The sequence below is a fragment of the Mucilaginibacter aureus genome, from assembly GCF_053514885.1.
Genome location: NZ_CP170601.1, coordinates 4,950,468 through 4,966,017 on the forward strand (window position 1 = coordinate 4,950,468; position 15,550 = coordinate 4,966,017).

The window sequence follows — 15,550 nt, forward strand, 5'->3', positions numbered from 1 at the left end:
ATCACACAAAGCAAAAAGCCTTATTTTATAACCAGGGTATCATCAATCGGAAACACTCCCATTGAGTGGGAACGATTGCAAAAAAACACCTAACTGTTTATTCACCCATTTTGTGCTTCGGCACACAATCTGATAAAGTAATTTTGTTTAAACGCTCGTCAAATAAAACTATTCGTCTTTTTTTACAGTATGTAGTTTATAAATCACCTTTAATGAAATATACCTTTTTATTGCTATGTTTCTTTCTTATTCATCCTGCTATGGGGCAAAGCATGCAAAAACACGAAGATATGATTGTTGACGGCATTAAGCGGTCGTTTGTTAGCTATATACCAGCCAACGGCAACGGTAAAATGCCCTTAATAATTTCATTACATGGTGGCCTTGCTTCGCCTAAAGGCCAGTTCCGTTTGGCCGATTTCAGGCCCCTTGCCGATAGGGATAAATTTATAGTAGTATGCCCGGCATCAAAACATATATGGCATGACGGGCGCGATAATAAAGGTATTGACGATGTTAAGTTTATGGATAAACTGATCAGCTTAATGGTAGATAAATATCATGCCGACCCGCAGCGGGTATATATTACCGGTATATCAAACGGTGGTTTTATGGCGTCGCGGCTGGCTTGCCAGCTAAGCAGCCGCATTGCCGCCATAGGTGTTGTTGCGGGTACCATGAACGTTGAAGAAGGTTATGCGCCTGTAAAGCCAATGCCTGTTATTTATATGCATGGTACTAAAGACCGGGTATTTTCAAACAAAGGAGGCAAAGCTTTCGGACGGCTTACCTACTCACATAATGATGTGGTAAAACTGTGGGTCAATTTTGATAAGTGCAACCCGGAACCTGTTATTACCAATATACCCGATACCGCCCACGATGGTACAAGTGTGATCTGCGAAGAATATCGCAATCCGGCCAACGGTATTGAAGTAATTGGATATACCATAGTTAATGGTGGCCATACCTGGCCTGGCGGCTGGCAATATATGCCCCGGTGGATAGTAGGCAAAACCACCAAAAACATAAACGCCTGTGCTGTAATGTGGGATTTTTTAAAAAAATATAAGCTAAACCTAACCCCCGATAGCGCCCTATAAGAAAATGCGAAAAGGCCATTCGCATTAAGGTATCAGCAAAATTTTTAGTTTCTTTGCGCCTGGTTAAAACAAGAGGTTCAGACAAATACCAATGAGTGCATCGGCAAATGATATTAAAATACGACAAGAGCAAAGGCTGGGCCAACTGTTGCAATACGTTAGCATACACTCTGCTTTTTACAAAGCTTTGTTTGCAAAACACCATATTGATATAACAACCATTAAAACCCTTGCCGATCTGGCGCGGCTGCCGCTTACCAGTAAAGAGGACCTGCAGCAATACAATGATGATTTTTTATGCGTTGGTCGCGATAAGATCATTGAATACGCGTCTACATCGGGTACATTAGGCAGCCCGGTTACAATTGCCCTTACCGATAAAGACCTCGACCGTTTAACTATAAACGAATATAATTCGTTTATCTGTGCCGATACCTCTGCCGATGATATTTACCAGTTAATGCTTACGCTCGACAGGCAATTTATGGCCGGCATTGCCTACTACTCGGGCTTGCGTAAACTGGGCGCGGGCATTATACGTTTAGGCCCCGGCGTACCATCATTGCAATGGGAAACCATCCAGCGGCTTAAGCCTACTGCCATTATTGCGGTTCCCTCGTTTATATTAAAACTGATAAAATTTGCGCACGAAAATCATATAGATATCAACAGTTCATCGGTAAAAAAAGCTATTTGCATTGGCGAAAACATACGCAATACTGATTTTAGCTATAACATACTCGGCAAAAAGATAACCGAAGCCTGGGATATTCAATTGTATTCAACCTATGCTTCAACCGAAATGCAAACAGCGTTTACCGAATGCAGCCAGGGATGTGGCGGGCACTTACAACCCGAATTGTTAATTGTTGAACTGCTCGACGAAAACAATCACCACGTTGCTCCCAATACACCAGGCGAGGTAACCATAACCACTTTGGGTGTTGAAGGTATGCCATTGCTGCGCTACAAAACAGGCGATATGTGTATGTATTTTGACGAGCCCTGCGCATGCGGCCGTACCAGTTTGCGTTTATCGTCCATTATCGGTCGCAAAAAACAAATGATCAAGTTTAAAGGCACTACGTTATATCCCCCGGCTTTGTTCGATCTCTTAAACGAGATTGAAGATGTGATTGATTTTGTGGTTGATGTTTATTCGAATGAAATAGGTATGGATGAGGTTTTATTGCACATAGTGCCCGCAAGTAACGATAGGACCTGCGATAACCGGATACGTGCTTACCTGCAGGCACGTTTAAGGGTTAGCCCCCATATTACCTATGTTAATATGGAGCAGATACAAAAAATGCAGATACAGGAAGCCAGCCGTAAGATCATCAAATTTATCGACAGAAGAACATAAATCCGGTTAACCAGTTTCTAAACTACTATACAACACCAATATTGTTTATTAAGGCCAGCAATTAATAAACAAAAACTTATATTTGACGCTTGCAGCTATAATAAAAACAATTTTTGCGTATGATACCTATTGGACAAAACGTCCTTACTTTAAATGATTTTTCTGATATACTATTTAAGAAGAAAACCATCACTTTACCCAAAACCGCTTTAGAGAAAATAACCGTTAATTTCGAATTTCTTCAGCAATTTTCTTCAAATAAGCTTATTTACGGTATAAATACGGGCTTTGGTCCCATGGCCCAATACAAGGTTTCCGAAAAAAACCTTTTACAACTTCAATACAACCTGATACGCAGCCATAGTTCGGGCAGCGGAGCACTGTTATCGCCTTTATTGGTTAAAGCGCTCATGATAGCCCGCCTCAACAGTTTAATGCAGGCGTACTCGGGCGTGCATACCGATATTGTTGAACTGCTTACAGAACTGATCAATAAAGATGTGAGCCCCTGCGTGTATGAGCATGGTGGTGTAGGTGCCAGCGGCGATTTGGTACAGCTTGCCCATTTGGGTTTGGTATTGATTGGCGAAGGAGATGTAATATACGAGGACAAACTGCAACCCACCGCTGATGTATTTAAAAAACTGGGTATAAAGCCATTAGCTATACATGTTCGCGAAGGCCTGGCTACTATCAATGGTACATCAGCCATGACAGGTATTGGTATGGTAAACGTTATACAGGCACAAAAATTAGTAGGCTGGTCGGCTATGCTATCAGCCATGACCAACGAAGTTGTTGAAGCTTACGATGACCATTATTCGTACGAGTTGAACGTGGTGAAACATCACAAAGGGCAAAATAAGGTGGCCGCTATGTTGCGTGATATTTTGCAGGATAGTAAAATGATACGCAGCCGCTCAAAACATTTATATCATGCCGATGGCATTAAACACGATGTTTTTGAAGATAAGGTACAAGAATACTATTCGCTGCGTTGTGTTACCCAGGTTTTAGGCCCCGTTTACGATACAGTAATGAACGCCAAAAAGGTATTGGTTGACGAACTTAACTCGGTTAATGACAATCCGGTTGTCGATCACATTAATCAAAATATCTTCCACGGCGGTAATTTCCATGGCGATTATGTTTCGCTCGAAATGGATAAATTAAAAATAGCGATTACCAAATTATCAATGCTTGCCGAACGACAGCTTAATTATTTACTCAATAATAAGCTTAACCAAAAATTTCCACCTTTTGTTAACCTTGGGGTGTTGGGCTTAAATTTTGGTATGCAGGGCGTTCAGTTTACTGCTACATCAACCGTTGCCGAAAATCAAACGCTTTCGTTCCCGATGTATGTACACAGCATACCCAACAATAACGATAACCAGGATATTGTGAGCATGGGCTGTAATGCAGCCGTAATGACAAAAAAGGTAATAGACAACTCATTTTCGGTATTAGGAATACAATTAATGACACTTTTGCAAGCTATTGATTTTTTAAAGTGTCATAAAAAACTGGCACCCCATACCCTGGCTTTATATAATAACGTACGCAGCATTTTCCCAAAATTTATTGAAGACCAGCCAAAATACAAAGAGATGGAGAGTGTACGTTTGTTTTTAGAAACAAACAACCCGCCGGTCTGTATTTAATTTTAATGGTGTAAAATGAATATTAATTTGGCAAATAATGACAGACGTTTTTATTGTTTCAGATAATATTGTGTCGCCTATCGGTTTAACAACCGGCGAAAATTTTACACAGGTTAAAAAAGGTCTGTCGGGTATAAAAAGCCACTATAATACCGCACTGGCCGATAAGCCTTTTTACGCTGCTTTATTTGATAATAACAGCAGTATTTTTAACCATGGCGAAGTAAAGCACACCCGGTTTGAGCAATTGCTCATTGCGTCAATATCGGCGGCTCTTACAAATAGCAAGGTTAATGTTGCCGATAAAAAAACTATCCTGATAATTTGCTCAACCAAAGGCAATATTGATGTTTTAGAAACCGGGGTGAATACCCCCGATGTACAAAAACGAATATCACTACCAACATCGGCCCGGCTAATTGCCAGCTACTTTGGTTTTGTAAATCAGCCGGTTGTTATATCAAATGCCTGTATCTCGGGTTTGATGGGTATAATAACCGGTAAACGTTTAATACAGACAGGGCAATATGAAAACGCCGTAGTTGTAGGTGCCGACGTTATTTCGAAATTTATTTTATCGGGCTTCCAGTCGTTTCACGCTATAAGCGCTGAGCCGTGCAGGCCCTTTGATGCAAACCGCGATGGCATAACTTTAGGCGAGGGCGCCGCAACGGTAATTTTATCGGCCCGCAAAAATAGTGAAGATGATGTTAAGGTAACCGGAGGTGCGGTTAGTAACGATGCCAATCATATTTCGGCGCCATCACGCACCGGTGATGAACTTAAGCAGGCCATTAACAAAGCATTAAATGAAGCCCAGTTGGCTGTTGCCGACATTGGCTTTATATCGGGCCATGGCACAGCCACCGTTTATAACGACGAAATGGAAGCAAAAGCTATAACCTTAGCCAATATGCAGCATATTGTGGTTAATAGTTTAAAGGGTTATTACGGGCATACATTGGGTGCCGCCGGGTTAATAGAATCCATTATTGCTATACAATCGCTTAAAGAAAATATAGTTGTACCATCTTTAGGTTTTACCCATACGGGCACCACCAATGCCTTAAACATTTGTACAGGTTTGCTGGCAGGCGAATATAAAAGCTGCCTAAAAACGGCTTCGGGTTTTGGTGGCTGCAATGCCGCGATAGTATTTAACAAACAATAAGTAAATGTCGCATCAGCAAAAATATATCACCTCCAGTTGTATCATCAGCAACCATACGGTATGCAAAAACAATGAGGTAGTATTTACAGATAAAACTGCCGATACCCCCACCTTTCTGAACGCCCTTTACAAGCATCTCAACCTTAGTTATGCCAGGTATTATAAAATGGACAACCTTAACAAGCTGGGTTGGCTATGTTCAGAAATACTATTGAAAGATAGTTTTAATAAAGGCATGTACCAGCCTGAAGATGTGGGAATTATTTTGGCCAATGCCAATGCAAGCCTCGATACAGATAAACGTTACCAGGTCAGCATAGGCGATGATCCAAGCCCGTCCTTGTTTGTTTACACATTACCTAATATCATTACCGGCGAAATATGCATCCGCAACAACTTTAAAGGCGAAGACGCATTTTTTTTATCCGATAGTTTTGATACAGGTTTCATTATTAATTATGTAAGTAACCTGCTCGATACAGGCGTTTTACAAACTTGTATCTGCGGCTGGGTTGAACTATTGGGCGACGAATATAAAGCCGCCTTGTTTTTGGTTGAAAAGATGGAAAACAGCAATGCGGTACCTTTTACAGAACAAAATATAACCGAATTATTTAAGGGCCCAAAAGCAAACCCCGGAGTTTATATAGCAGGCATTGGTACCATAACCGCTATTGGCAATAATGTTGCCGATAACCTTATCGCCTTTGAAAACGAAAAAGCCGGCATAGGCGATATAACTTACCTGGATACCATACATGGTAAGCAATTACCCGTCGCTGAGGTAAAACTAAGCAATGCCCAACTTGTTGAGATGCACAGCATGGCGCCTAATACCAGCCGCACTACTTTGTTAAGTTTAACCGCAGCCAAAGAGGCTATCGCCGATGCGGCGATACCGTCGCTGGCATCACTTAGGGTAGGCTTGGTTTCGGCAAATACCGTTGGCGGCATGGATAAAAGCGAAGATTTTTTTGTCGATTTTATTGCCGATAACCGCAAAGGAAAATTAAGAAACGTTTTTGACCATGAGTGCGGCAGCATAACCGAGGCCGTTGCCAAACAGTTAGGAATAAAAGATTATATGACGACCATTAACACAGCTTGTTCGTCATCGGCAAATGCCATATTTTATGGCTCGCGCCTAATTAGTAATGATGTTTTAGATGTGGTTGTAGCCGGTGGGGCCGATTCGTTAACCAGATTTACGCTAAACGGCTTTAATACCTTAATGATACTGGATAAAGAGTTTTGCAAACCGTTTGACGAAAACCGCAGGGGTTTAAACCTTGGCGAGGGTGCCGGTTATGTTGTGCTGGTGTCTGATCGTGTTGCAAAAACGTTAACAAATCCATTATACTGCAAATTAAGTGGCTATAATAATAGTAACGATGCCTATCACCAAACGGCTTCATCACCCGATGGTACAGGCTCATATATGGCTATGCAAGGAGCGCTTGCCAAAGCAGGCTTAAGCCCTGGCGATATTGACTACATTAATTTACACGGCACCGGTACACCCAATAACGACGAGGCCGAAGGCACCGCTGTAAAGCGCTTATTCGGGCCTGAATATCCGCCCATGAGCTCTACCAAATCGTTTACCGGGCACACCCTGGGTGCAAGTGGTGGCATTGAGGCTGTGTTTTCAGTTTTGGCTATTAAGCATGGCATTATTTATCCAAACCTGAGGTTTAAAACCCAAATGCAGGGCTTCCCTTTCGCACCCCAAACACAGTTTAAAAAGGGACTCACTATTAACCACGTCATGTCTAATTCTTTTGGCTTTGGCGGTAATTGTTCATCGTTAATATTTTCAAGCATTAATCCATGAAGGTATATATACGCTCGGCTACTTGTATATCGCCTCAAAATACGTTTGATGACGATGGCTTACTCACCCCCCCTATTGAGTATCACGAAAACCGTTTAAGGGCTATTGAGCCGGATTATTCGGCTTATATAGATCCAAAACAGATCAGGCGGATGGGGCATATTATAAAAATGGGGATCGCTGCGGCTATAAAATGCTTAAAACAGGCCGATGTTGAAATGCCGGATGCTATTATTACCGGCACTGCTTACGGTTGCATGGCCGATACGATAACGTTTTTGTCGAGGATGATAGAGATGAAAGAAGAGATGCTTAACCCAACAGCATTTATACAGTCGACCCACAATACAGTTACCGCGCAAATTGCTTTAATGCTACAGTGCCACGGGTATAACAATACTTTTGTACATCAAGGCATTTCGTTTGAAAGCGCGCTGATAGATGCCACTATGCTTTTAAAAGAAGGCGAAGCAGATAATATACTGGTTGGTGGCACCGATGAAATGACCGATACCAGTTATACTATTTTAACAAGGCTGGGTTTATTTAAACGGCAGCAGTTATTGAATTTAGATCTGTTTAAAACACCATCAAAAGGAACAATAGGAGGCGAAGGCGTAGCTTTTGTTTTATTAACCGATAAGCCATCAACCAACAATATGGCCGAGTTACAAGGCACACAAACCTTTTACAAGCCTGCCAATACCATCGAAATTGAACAGCGCATTACCGGCTTTTTAAACAGGCATGGCCTTCAAATTGAAGACATCGATCTGGTAATTACCGGGAAAAGTGGCGACACTAAATACGATAAAAGTTATCATGACTTAAGTAAGTCGATCTTTAACAACGTACGGCTGGCTAACTATAAACATTTATGCGGCGAGTACCCAACCTCATCATCATTTGCGTTATGGCTGGCAGCAAATATTATTAAAAAGGGTAAGGTACCGGCGGTAATTATGGAAAGACCCGGTGAAAACCTTACCCCAAAACAGATATTGATATACAATCATTACTTTGGCATTTACCATTCATTAATACTGGTACGTGCCTGCTGATGCTAATTATTTAGTGCGGTTTTTCTCAATATAGTCAACCATGGTATTTACGTCAACCAGTATTTTGCGACCTTCTTTAGGGTCCTGAATCACAATGCCATATTCCTTTTTGAGCAGCACGATCAGTTCGAGCGAATCGATCGAATCTAAACCAAGGCCTTCGCCAAACAAAAGCTCATTGTCTTTAATTTCTTCGGGTGTTAAAGGCGACAAGTTAAGAAACTCTATAATTTGTTTTTTTAGTTGTTGTTTTAGTTCTTGAATTTCCATTGAGCTGTATTTATTCAGATTAATTTTTTTGCTTTCAAACCTGTGACCGTTAACGCCTGCAGGCATAAAGTTATCACCAATAAAGGTATTATATTTATCAAAACATCGGTAAGTTTACCGCCTTCTAAAAACAGGCCGTAATAAGCTTCCAAACACCAATGCATTGGCGATAATTTAATAATAGTTGCAAACGATGCCGGCATAGCAAAACTTGGCACCATCAACCCGCCAATAGCAGCCAGTATAACAATTGATACCGCCCCAATGCCATTGGCTTGCTCTTGCGTTTGCGCAAATATGCCAATGCATATGGCATAGCTAACCGCGCACCACCCGCAAATTAACGACACCAGTATTAAGCCCAATACATCGGCAGGTAAATTTAGCGGAGGCAGGCCAATTAACGGAAACACCCATAAACCAATAGCAAATATTACCGTGGCCTGCGCTATAGTAACGGTAAGGTAAGTTATTTGTTTTGACAGCAGCGCTATATAATAGTTTGTTGGCAAGGTTTTTAGCCTGATAAAGCTACCGCTCAGCTTTTCGCGGACAATGCTGCCGCCTAATGATATCACCACAAAAAACATGGCGAAAATTGTCCATGCGGGTACGTTATGCTGCGATGCATTGGGTATACTGCGGCTATTATCCTTTGAAACAGGTATCTCGTCTATCGGGATGTTGTTGTTTAATAATTCATCCTCAAGTTTTTGGGGTAAAGGTTTTTCATTAACGCTAAAATAAAGGTTCTTTAATATCTGTTTGCTTTCTATCAGCTGTAAAGCAGCGTATAAAGCACCCTGTACTGACTTTCTGAAAGACTCCTGCAATATAGGTTGGTAATACAATGATACAGGGCGTACATTTCCCACGGCTGGGCTAAGCTTATCACCCTCTAATCCAAAAGTATTGAGGGCCTTACCCGCTACAAGCTTTGCTTTAGCATCGGTTTTTGCCGAAAAATCAGCCGGTATGAGTATACCTAAAAGTGCATCCTTACTTTGCATGCGCGTTATTATAAGCTTTGCATCACCATCTTTTGATATGGGTATTAGTTTAAACATCCCTACCTTATCAATAGCCTGTACAAAGTCGCGACTTATTTTGCCGGTATCCTGGTTACAAATCAGTAAAGGTATTTTATTTTTATTGATGAGCTGAAAGGTGCTGTTTTGTATGCTGGTAACAATAACTACCAGCAAAATGGGCATCGCAAACATAAACAGCAGTCCAACCTTGTCGCGGGTTAGTATGCGTATATCTTTAATTATAGTTGCCCAAAGTTTAAACATCACGAATCCCTGTAGTTTTTACCTGTTAAATTTAAAAATAAGCCCTCAAGGCCGGTTTGGCTGTGTTGGGCCAGAAGTGTGTTTAACTCATCGTATACAATAAGCTTTCCGTTATCAATCATGGCTATACGTGTACACAAGCTTTCGGCCTCGCTTAATTGGTGCGATGTATAAATAAGTGTTGTACCCTGTTGATTTAACTGTTTTAAATAGTCAATTATGGCAAACCTTGTTTGCACATCAACACCCACGGTAGGCTCATCTAAAAACAAAACCTCCGGGTTATGCATTACGCCTATGGCCAGGTTTACGCGACGTTTCATCCCCCCTGAAAATTTTTCGACCGGTTTATCTCGTACATCCTGCAAGCCTAATACTGTTAACAGTTCCTGGCTGCGCAATTGTATCTGCTGTTTGTTTAAGCCATACCATGCGCCAAAAAACTCCAAATTTTCGGCAGGGCTAAGTTCCTGATAAAACGAAAAATCCTGGGGTACGTAACCAAAAATTTTATTGACAGATAGTTTATGACCGCTAACTTCGGCATCTATCAGTTTTATGCTGCCGGTATCGTACGTAAGCAAACCAACCATCAGGCTCATTAAGGTAGTTTTACCGGCACCGTTCGGGCCAAAAAGCCCAAATCTTTCTCCTTTATTTATTTTGAGGTTAAAGTTCGAAAACAGAGCGGTTATATGTCCCGGATAGCTGAACATTAGGCCGTTTATATCAATTGCTAATTGTTTCATGCCTTCCAGTTAATTTTTGATAACGCGGTAAGCGCTTGTCTTTCTATTTCGGCTATCTCTAACAGGTAATCGCCCATTACGTTAAAATCTTCCTGGCTGCCAATACGGCCTTTGTATATCCCGGCAGCCTGCACGGCAGCAGTGCGCCAAAGATCGCCCGAAGCGGTAAACATTTTTGATATTTCCAATAGTTCGTCAATGGGGTGGTAAGCATAGGCCTCCTGCAAAAACGCGCCATATATATACCTGAAACCACCGCCACCTGTACCGATTTCTTCCTGCATGCGCACCAGTTGGGCCAGGTACAAGCCTGCCTGTTTTACACCCAGGCTATCGCGCCATTTCTTTATACGCTTACCTGTATACTTAATGCCTTTTATGCCAACTATGGGTACGGGGTTGTGCAATACATCGTTTACAGTTTTTTTAATACCGGTAACAATGCCTTTTTTTATTTGCGCGTCGGTAACTACAGCCGGTGTTTTGGCATAGTATATCTGCCCGTTTGGTGCCAGTGTGCCTTTGGCAAAGCGCACTCGTTCCAACTCATAACTGGTTAACGTAGTCGGATGTTCCATTACCGGGTCGCTTATTAGGTAATTGTCGCCGGTATGGCCATAAACAATCAAATTATGGGCGTTAAAATGAAAGCGGTATTCTTTGGGGAAGTAACTGAGATAATAAACACCAACCTGGCAGCCCACTGCCTGACCTGCTGCAAGGCATTCATTTAAAAAAGCCTCGGCCTTTTGCCTGGAGCTAAATTTTTTGCGTACAATCTGTATACCCAGCGCCTTGCAGGTGCGCTTAAATATAAGCCCCGGCATTACCCTAAAGGCAATTACAGGCCCGTTATTTATTTTTAAAAAAGGCACGTAAACATAAAACAAACCCGCGCCTATGCCAAAAGCCAAAGGTTCGGTTATATTTTTAATGCCCGCATTACTTAATAAGCTACGGGTAACACCGTTTTCGCAATGGGCCGACTGCAAGTGTTCAAAATTAAGCTCCATACATATTCCCGTTCCTTAAATCGTTTACACTAATGCTAAAAACATCGGCATATTTCTGTAATTTTTTGTGTGATAGTTTTGCAAATACAGCGGGTTTGAGGTGCCTTTTAATTTGCCATTGCCAAAAGCCGGTATATGCAGCTAAAATGGCTATATCCATTAAACCTTTTTCCATAAAAAACAGGATAGGGCTGGCCTCGTTGTTCAATACTTTTTGGCGTGCTGCTGCTATGCGGTTTCCAATATCATGCCAGGCAGCATCAAGGGCGGTTATTTTCACGTCCCATCCCCGGCTAAGCTCGGTTACGTATTTGCCAGACTTATCGGTCGCATAGCAAACTTCTTTTGTGATCTTGCCAAGCGAGCTTAAATCCTGCGGAACATCTTCTTTTTTCATCAGATCAGCAAAGCTTAACAAACGGTAAGCATGGCATACATGTACGAAAATCTGGCACTCTCAGGCACCAGCAATAAAAGTTTTTCGCCTTTTTTTAGCGTACCGTTATTAAATAATTCGTTTATCATTAAAAATATGGATGCTGCGCCCACATTACCAACGGTATACAGGTTAATAAACCATTTTTCGTAAGGTATGCCTCCACCGTATATTTCAACCATATCGTATATCTTACTCCTGAAAAAATCGCTTGATATATGCGGCAAAAAGTGATCAATATCGGCTGCTGTTATACCACGCCTGTCTAATATTTCTTTTATTTTTTTGCCACCCAGGGGTACTATATTATCGCTCAGCAGGCTAATATCCTGCTTTACGCTGAAGATAGAGTTGGTCATGATCTCTTCGGGGGTATAATCCATAAAGCCTTTTAAGGTACCATCAGGCAACTTTTCGGCCCCCATGTACATGCAAGTTTGCATTTCGTTGGCGTATGATATGCCTTCTATCCAATCAATCCGAAGGCTCAACCCCTTTTCGTTGGGCTTATCTGACATCAGGAAGGCCGAAGCCCCGTCAGATAACATCCATCTTAAAAAATCTTTTTGAAACGCGATATATGGATTGTCGCTCAGGTCTTTTAATTTTTGGGCCTCTTCTTCAAAAACATCAGCTACCAGCAAACCCGAAAACCTTTCGGAACCTGTTGCTACAGCAAGCTTTACATCGCCGGTTTTAATGGCCATATAAGCGTATTTAATAGCATGCATACCTGCGCAACACACACCCGACGGCGAAACAACTTCAATACCTTCGGCCTCTGGCAGCCAGCCGTGTGTCATTACCCCATGGCTGGGCATGATCTGATCAGGCGACGATGTTCCGCATGATAACAGTTCAATATCTTTTATTTTTTCGGGCGCAGTTTCAAATAAAGCTTTTACGGCCAAGGCTGTCATCTGGGCATTGGTATGCGTAGGCTTACCTCCTTTGGTTAAAGCGTAGTAACGGTTTTTAATAGCATTATTGCGCAATACAATTTTTTTTGACTTAGAAGGTTTGCCATCAATAAAACCGAGATATTGTTCCATATCATCATTCGCAACAGGCTCATTCGGAAAATAGGCTGAAGTACTAATGATATAAACTTGAGGAGTTGACATATATGTACGTTAATTTAAATTTAAATAGTACTGTTTTTTTGCTTTAATACGTTTAGGCGTAAAAAAACGGATAAAAACGTTGTTGATTGTTAAAATTATTGGGGCACCTAACCAAAAAGCGATTAAAAGATAATACTTAAACGCTGCCAGCCAAAATGCCCTGTTCTTTCTTTTTACAATAAAGTTAGCCCAAAATCTGAATATTTTGCCCGCCGTCGATTCGATAACCATTAAATTATATTTCAATTTAACAGCGCCCTGTTTAACCATTTCGTCTTGCAGGCCGTCCCAGTTATTGGTATTTAAATGTGTTAAAACCTGTTCACCAAATACATGTGTGTGCTTAATATCGGCGTCAGAAACACCCGGTGGCGGAAAAATGTTGAGATACCTGTCTTTTTTACCGCCCAGCATCCAATGAAAAATAGTAACAAAACTAACCGGGTTGGGGTGGTTATCAACCAGCGCAATATTACCTACATGGTTGGCGCCGGCAGCTTTTATTAGCTTTTTTACTCTTACAAAAGCATTAAGCCACATATTACGGGCACCCGTAACGGTAATTACAGGTGTGTTTTTTAGTATGGTTTTTAATTGCTGTTGCTGCATTAGTGAATTAAATGGTATGCTTGGCGATAAAAACCAGGCCTGGTAGCCTAATATTACCAAATCATACTGCTCCTGTTTTAAAGTAAAAGGAGACAATTCTGTCGGCACATCTAAAACACAATCGGGCATTACGCTAAAAAAGCTGGCCCCCGTCCAGGGGAAGGGGAAATTTTTTACAGGCTGAATATTTACTTTTTCAACCTCGGCCCCGGCATTAATAAGCGGCGCGGTAAAACAATCGATAATGTCGCCGAGTTGACCTGATTGTGAATAATAAATAGCCAGTATTTTTTTGTTCATTCGGCTGTATCTAAATTAAAGATCTTGCAGGTGCAACACCTTCGAACTTTTTGTATAATCAATAACGGCTTGTTTTATCGCCTGCGGCATGTTTTTATAGGATGCTTTTACAAACTGCATGTCGGCATCAATATCGGCGCTGTATTTAACAATTTTGGGGGCGTGTTCCTGTATTATCAACCTTAAAAAATGATATTCGGCGTTATCGTTATCGTTTTTTAATGCGGTTTCCAATTTTATCCGTCCTTTTTTAAATAACCTAAGTTTCTCTGCAGGTATTTTTACCAGCCCGGCTTTTCGCATCAGCAGGGTTCCTTCGTAAGCTTCTTTTTCTGGTAACGATCCGGAAGTTAAAATGTTCAGCTCTTTGTCAATATTATCTGTTTTGCCCGATGCCAGTACGGCGTAAAAAGCTGATACATCAAAATTTTGTGCCAGGCTTTTGCTTTTTGTGAGTTTATCCGGGAAAATGAGGAGCAGTAGCAAACAGATAGTTAATTTCATTAAAGCAGACGGCGTTATGCCACAAATATACCTAATTATGGCGATTTAAATATGTTGGTCGTATAAATTAACAAGCTATTGTACAGTTAAGTTTTTAGTTAATTTATTTTTGTTAGGGCTACCCATCACAATATTTTATATATTAACACCAAATTGTTAAATTCAATATCCATTCAAGGTTATTAAATTTTGAACAGTAAACTATTGTATACCCGTAAAAGTTTTTAAGTGCATAATACAACGCAATTTTCGAGTTTGTGGGCCATTATATTAGGTGGTTCAAGTGGTTTGGGTTTGGCTGCAGCCGAAAAATTAGCCTCGCATGGTATGAACATCGCTGTTTTATATCGGGAGAGCGCAGGTACCGAAAGATCGATAAAACAAATATTCGCGGCATTAGCCGCTAAACACGAGGTGACCATCCAATTGTTTAACATTAACGCGTTAGATGGCGAGGCACGTGGCTCATTTATCGACCGCTTTGTTGCGGACGATAATAAAAAGCATAAGGTTAAGTTGTTATTACACTCCATATCAAGAGGTAATTTAAAGCCCCTCTTTTCGGAAGAACTACCTGCCGATGCACACAACGTGCTTTCGGTAAATGATATTCAATATACAAGCTACGCCATGGCCACCAGTATGCTCGATTGGGTACGCGGCCTTTTAAAAGCCGATGCTTTTGCTCCCGACGCCCGCATCGTTGGCCTTACCAGCGATGGAGCCCACAAATATTGGGATGGTTACGCCGCAGTATCGATTGCCAAGGCCTCGCTCGAAAGCCTGGCTACCTATATGGCCGTTGAGTTTGGTAAACAAGGTTTAAAAACTAATTTGATACAGGCCGGTATAACACAAACGCCATCGTTAAATAAAATACCAGGTAGCGAAAAACTGGTACAGTTTGCAACAGAGCGTAATCCGCTGGGCCGTATAACTCAACCTGCCGATGTTGCCAATGCAATTTATTTACTTTGTACTGATGAGGCCTCGTGGATAAACGGCGCAGTAATACATGTTGACGGTGGCGAGCATTGTCTTTAATTATAAG

The 15,550-nt window shown here is 41.4% G+C and carries 15 protein-coding genes; 7 read left to right on the top strand and 8 right to left on the bottom strand.

Going from position 1 to position 15,550, the window contains the following annotated elements; genetic code table 11:
• The first annotated feature begins 212 nt into the window (after window positions 1-212).
• From ACFGVR_RS21200 to ACFGVR_RS21225, 6 genes are all read left to right on the top strand, one after another.
• Window positions 213-1,103 carry an alpha/beta hydrolase family esterase gene (locus tag ACFGVR_RS21200; RefSeq protein WP_448699555.1) on the top strand — a complete coding sequence of 297 codons (891 nt, stop codon included), beginning with the start codon at window positions 213-215 and terminating at the stop codon, window positions 1,101-1,103.
• Between the two features lie 91 nt (window positions 1,104-1,194).
• Window positions 1,195-2,469, top strand: coding sequence for a phenylacetate--CoA ligase family protein (locus ACFGVR_RS21205; protein ID WP_448699557.1), 1,275 nt, complete (start codon window positions 1,195-1,197; stop codon window positions 2,467-2,469).
• Between the two features lie 119 nt (window positions 2,470-2,588).
• On the top strand, window positions 2,589-4,133 hold the full coding sequence (locus ACFGVR_RS21210; RefSeq protein ID WP_448699559.1) for an HAL/PAL/TAL family ammonia-lyase: 1,545 nt from the start codon (window positions 2,589-2,591) through the stop codon (window positions 4,131-4,133).
• A gap of 37 nt (window positions 4,134-4,170) precedes the next feature.
• Window positions 4,171-5,304 (top strand): beta-ketoacyl-[acyl-carrier-protein] synthase family protein, encoded by a 1,134-nt coding sequence (locus ACFGVR_RS21215; protein ID WP_448699560.1) that lies wholly within the window; start codon window positions 4,171-4,173, stop codon window positions 5,302-5,304.
• A 4-nt stretch (window positions 5,305-5,308) separates the two neighbouring features.
• A complete protein-coding gene (locus ACFGVR_RS21220; protein WP_448699561.1) occupies window positions 5,309-7,138 on the top strand; it encodes a beta-ketoacyl-[acyl-carrier-protein] synthase family protein in 1,830 nt (609 codons plus the stop codon).
• Window positions 7,135-8,199 carry a beta-ketoacyl synthase chain length factor gene (locus ACFGVR_RS21225; RefSeq protein ID WP_448699563.1) on the top strand — a complete coding sequence of 355 codons (1,065 nt, stop codon included), beginning with the start codon at window positions 7,135-7,137 and terminating at the stop codon, window positions 8,197-8,199. Before ACFGVR_RS21220 ends, ACFGVR_RS21225 begins: the two co-directional genes overlap by 4 nt.
• 6 nt (window positions 8,200-8,205) lie before the next feature.
• Here ACFGVR_RS21225 and ACFGVR_RS21230 read toward each other — a convergent pair whose 3' ends face one another.
• Genes ACFGVR_RS21230 through ACFGVR_RS21265 form a run of 8 tightly spaced genes read right to left on the bottom strand, consistent with a single transcriptional unit; the run spans window position 8,206 to window position 14,499 of the window.
• Window positions 8,206-8,469: a phosphopantetheine-binding protein gene (locus ACFGVR_RS21230; protein ID WP_448699564.1), complete on the bottom strand. Its 264-nt coding sequence runs from the start codon at window positions 8,467-8,469 to the stop codon at window positions 8,206-8,208.
• Between the two features lie 14 nt (window positions 8,470-8,483).
• A complete protein-coding gene (locus ACFGVR_RS21235; protein WP_448699565.1) occupies window positions 8,484-9,764 on the bottom strand; it encodes an ABC transporter permease in 1,281 nt (426 codons plus the stop codon).
• The gene (locus ACFGVR_RS21240; protein WP_448699566.1) at window positions 9,764-10,513 is read right to left on the bottom strand and encodes an ABC transporter ATP-binding protein; all 750 of its coding nucleotides are present in this window, start codon (window positions 10,511-10,513) and stop codon (window positions 9,764-9,766) included. Before ACFGVR_RS21240 ends, ACFGVR_RS21235 begins: the two co-directional genes overlap by 1 nt.
• Window positions 10,510-11,526, bottom strand: a complete 1,017-nt coding sequence (locus ACFGVR_RS21245) for a BtrH N-terminal domain-containing protein (RefSeq protein ID WP_448699567.1) — start codon at window positions 11,524-11,526, stop codon at window positions 10,510-10,512. The genes ACFGVR_RS21240 and ACFGVR_RS21245 overlap by 4 nt, the downstream gene beginning before the upstream one ends.
• Entirely contained in the window at window positions 11,516-11,923 is a 408-nt protein-coding gene (locus ACFGVR_RS21250) for a hypothetical protein (protein ID WP_448699569.1), read from the bottom strand. The genes ACFGVR_RS21245 and ACFGVR_RS21250 overlap by 11 nt, the downstream gene beginning before the upstream one ends.
• 14 nt (window positions 11,924-11,937) lie before the next feature.
• Window positions 11,938-13,086 (bottom strand): beta-ketoacyl-ACP synthase III, encoded by a 1,149-nt coding sequence (locus ACFGVR_RS21255; protein WP_448699571.1) that lies wholly within the window; start codon window positions 13,084-13,086, stop codon window positions 11,938-11,940.
• A gap of 9 nt (window positions 13,087-13,095) precedes the next feature.
• Window positions 13,096-13,995, bottom strand: a complete 900-nt coding sequence (locus ACFGVR_RS21260; protein WP_448699572.1) for a hypothetical protein — start codon at window positions 13,993-13,995, stop codon at window positions 13,096-13,098.
• A 15-nt stretch (window positions 13,996-14,010) separates the two neighbouring features.
• On the bottom strand, window positions 14,011-14,499 hold the full coding sequence (locus ACFGVR_RS21265) for a hypothetical protein (protein ID WP_448699573.1): 489 nt from the start codon (window positions 14,497-14,499) through the stop codon (window positions 14,011-14,013).
• Between the two features lie 228 nt (window positions 14,500-14,727).
• Here ACFGVR_RS21265 and ACFGVR_RS21270 point away from each other — a divergent pair, with 228 nt between their 5' ends.
• Window positions 14,728-15,543: an SDR family oxidoreductase gene (locus ACFGVR_RS21270; protein WP_448699575.1), complete on the top strand. Its 816-nt coding sequence runs from the start codon at window positions 14,728-14,730 to the stop codon at window positions 15,541-15,543.
• Window positions 15,544-15,550: the final 7 nt, after the last annotated feature.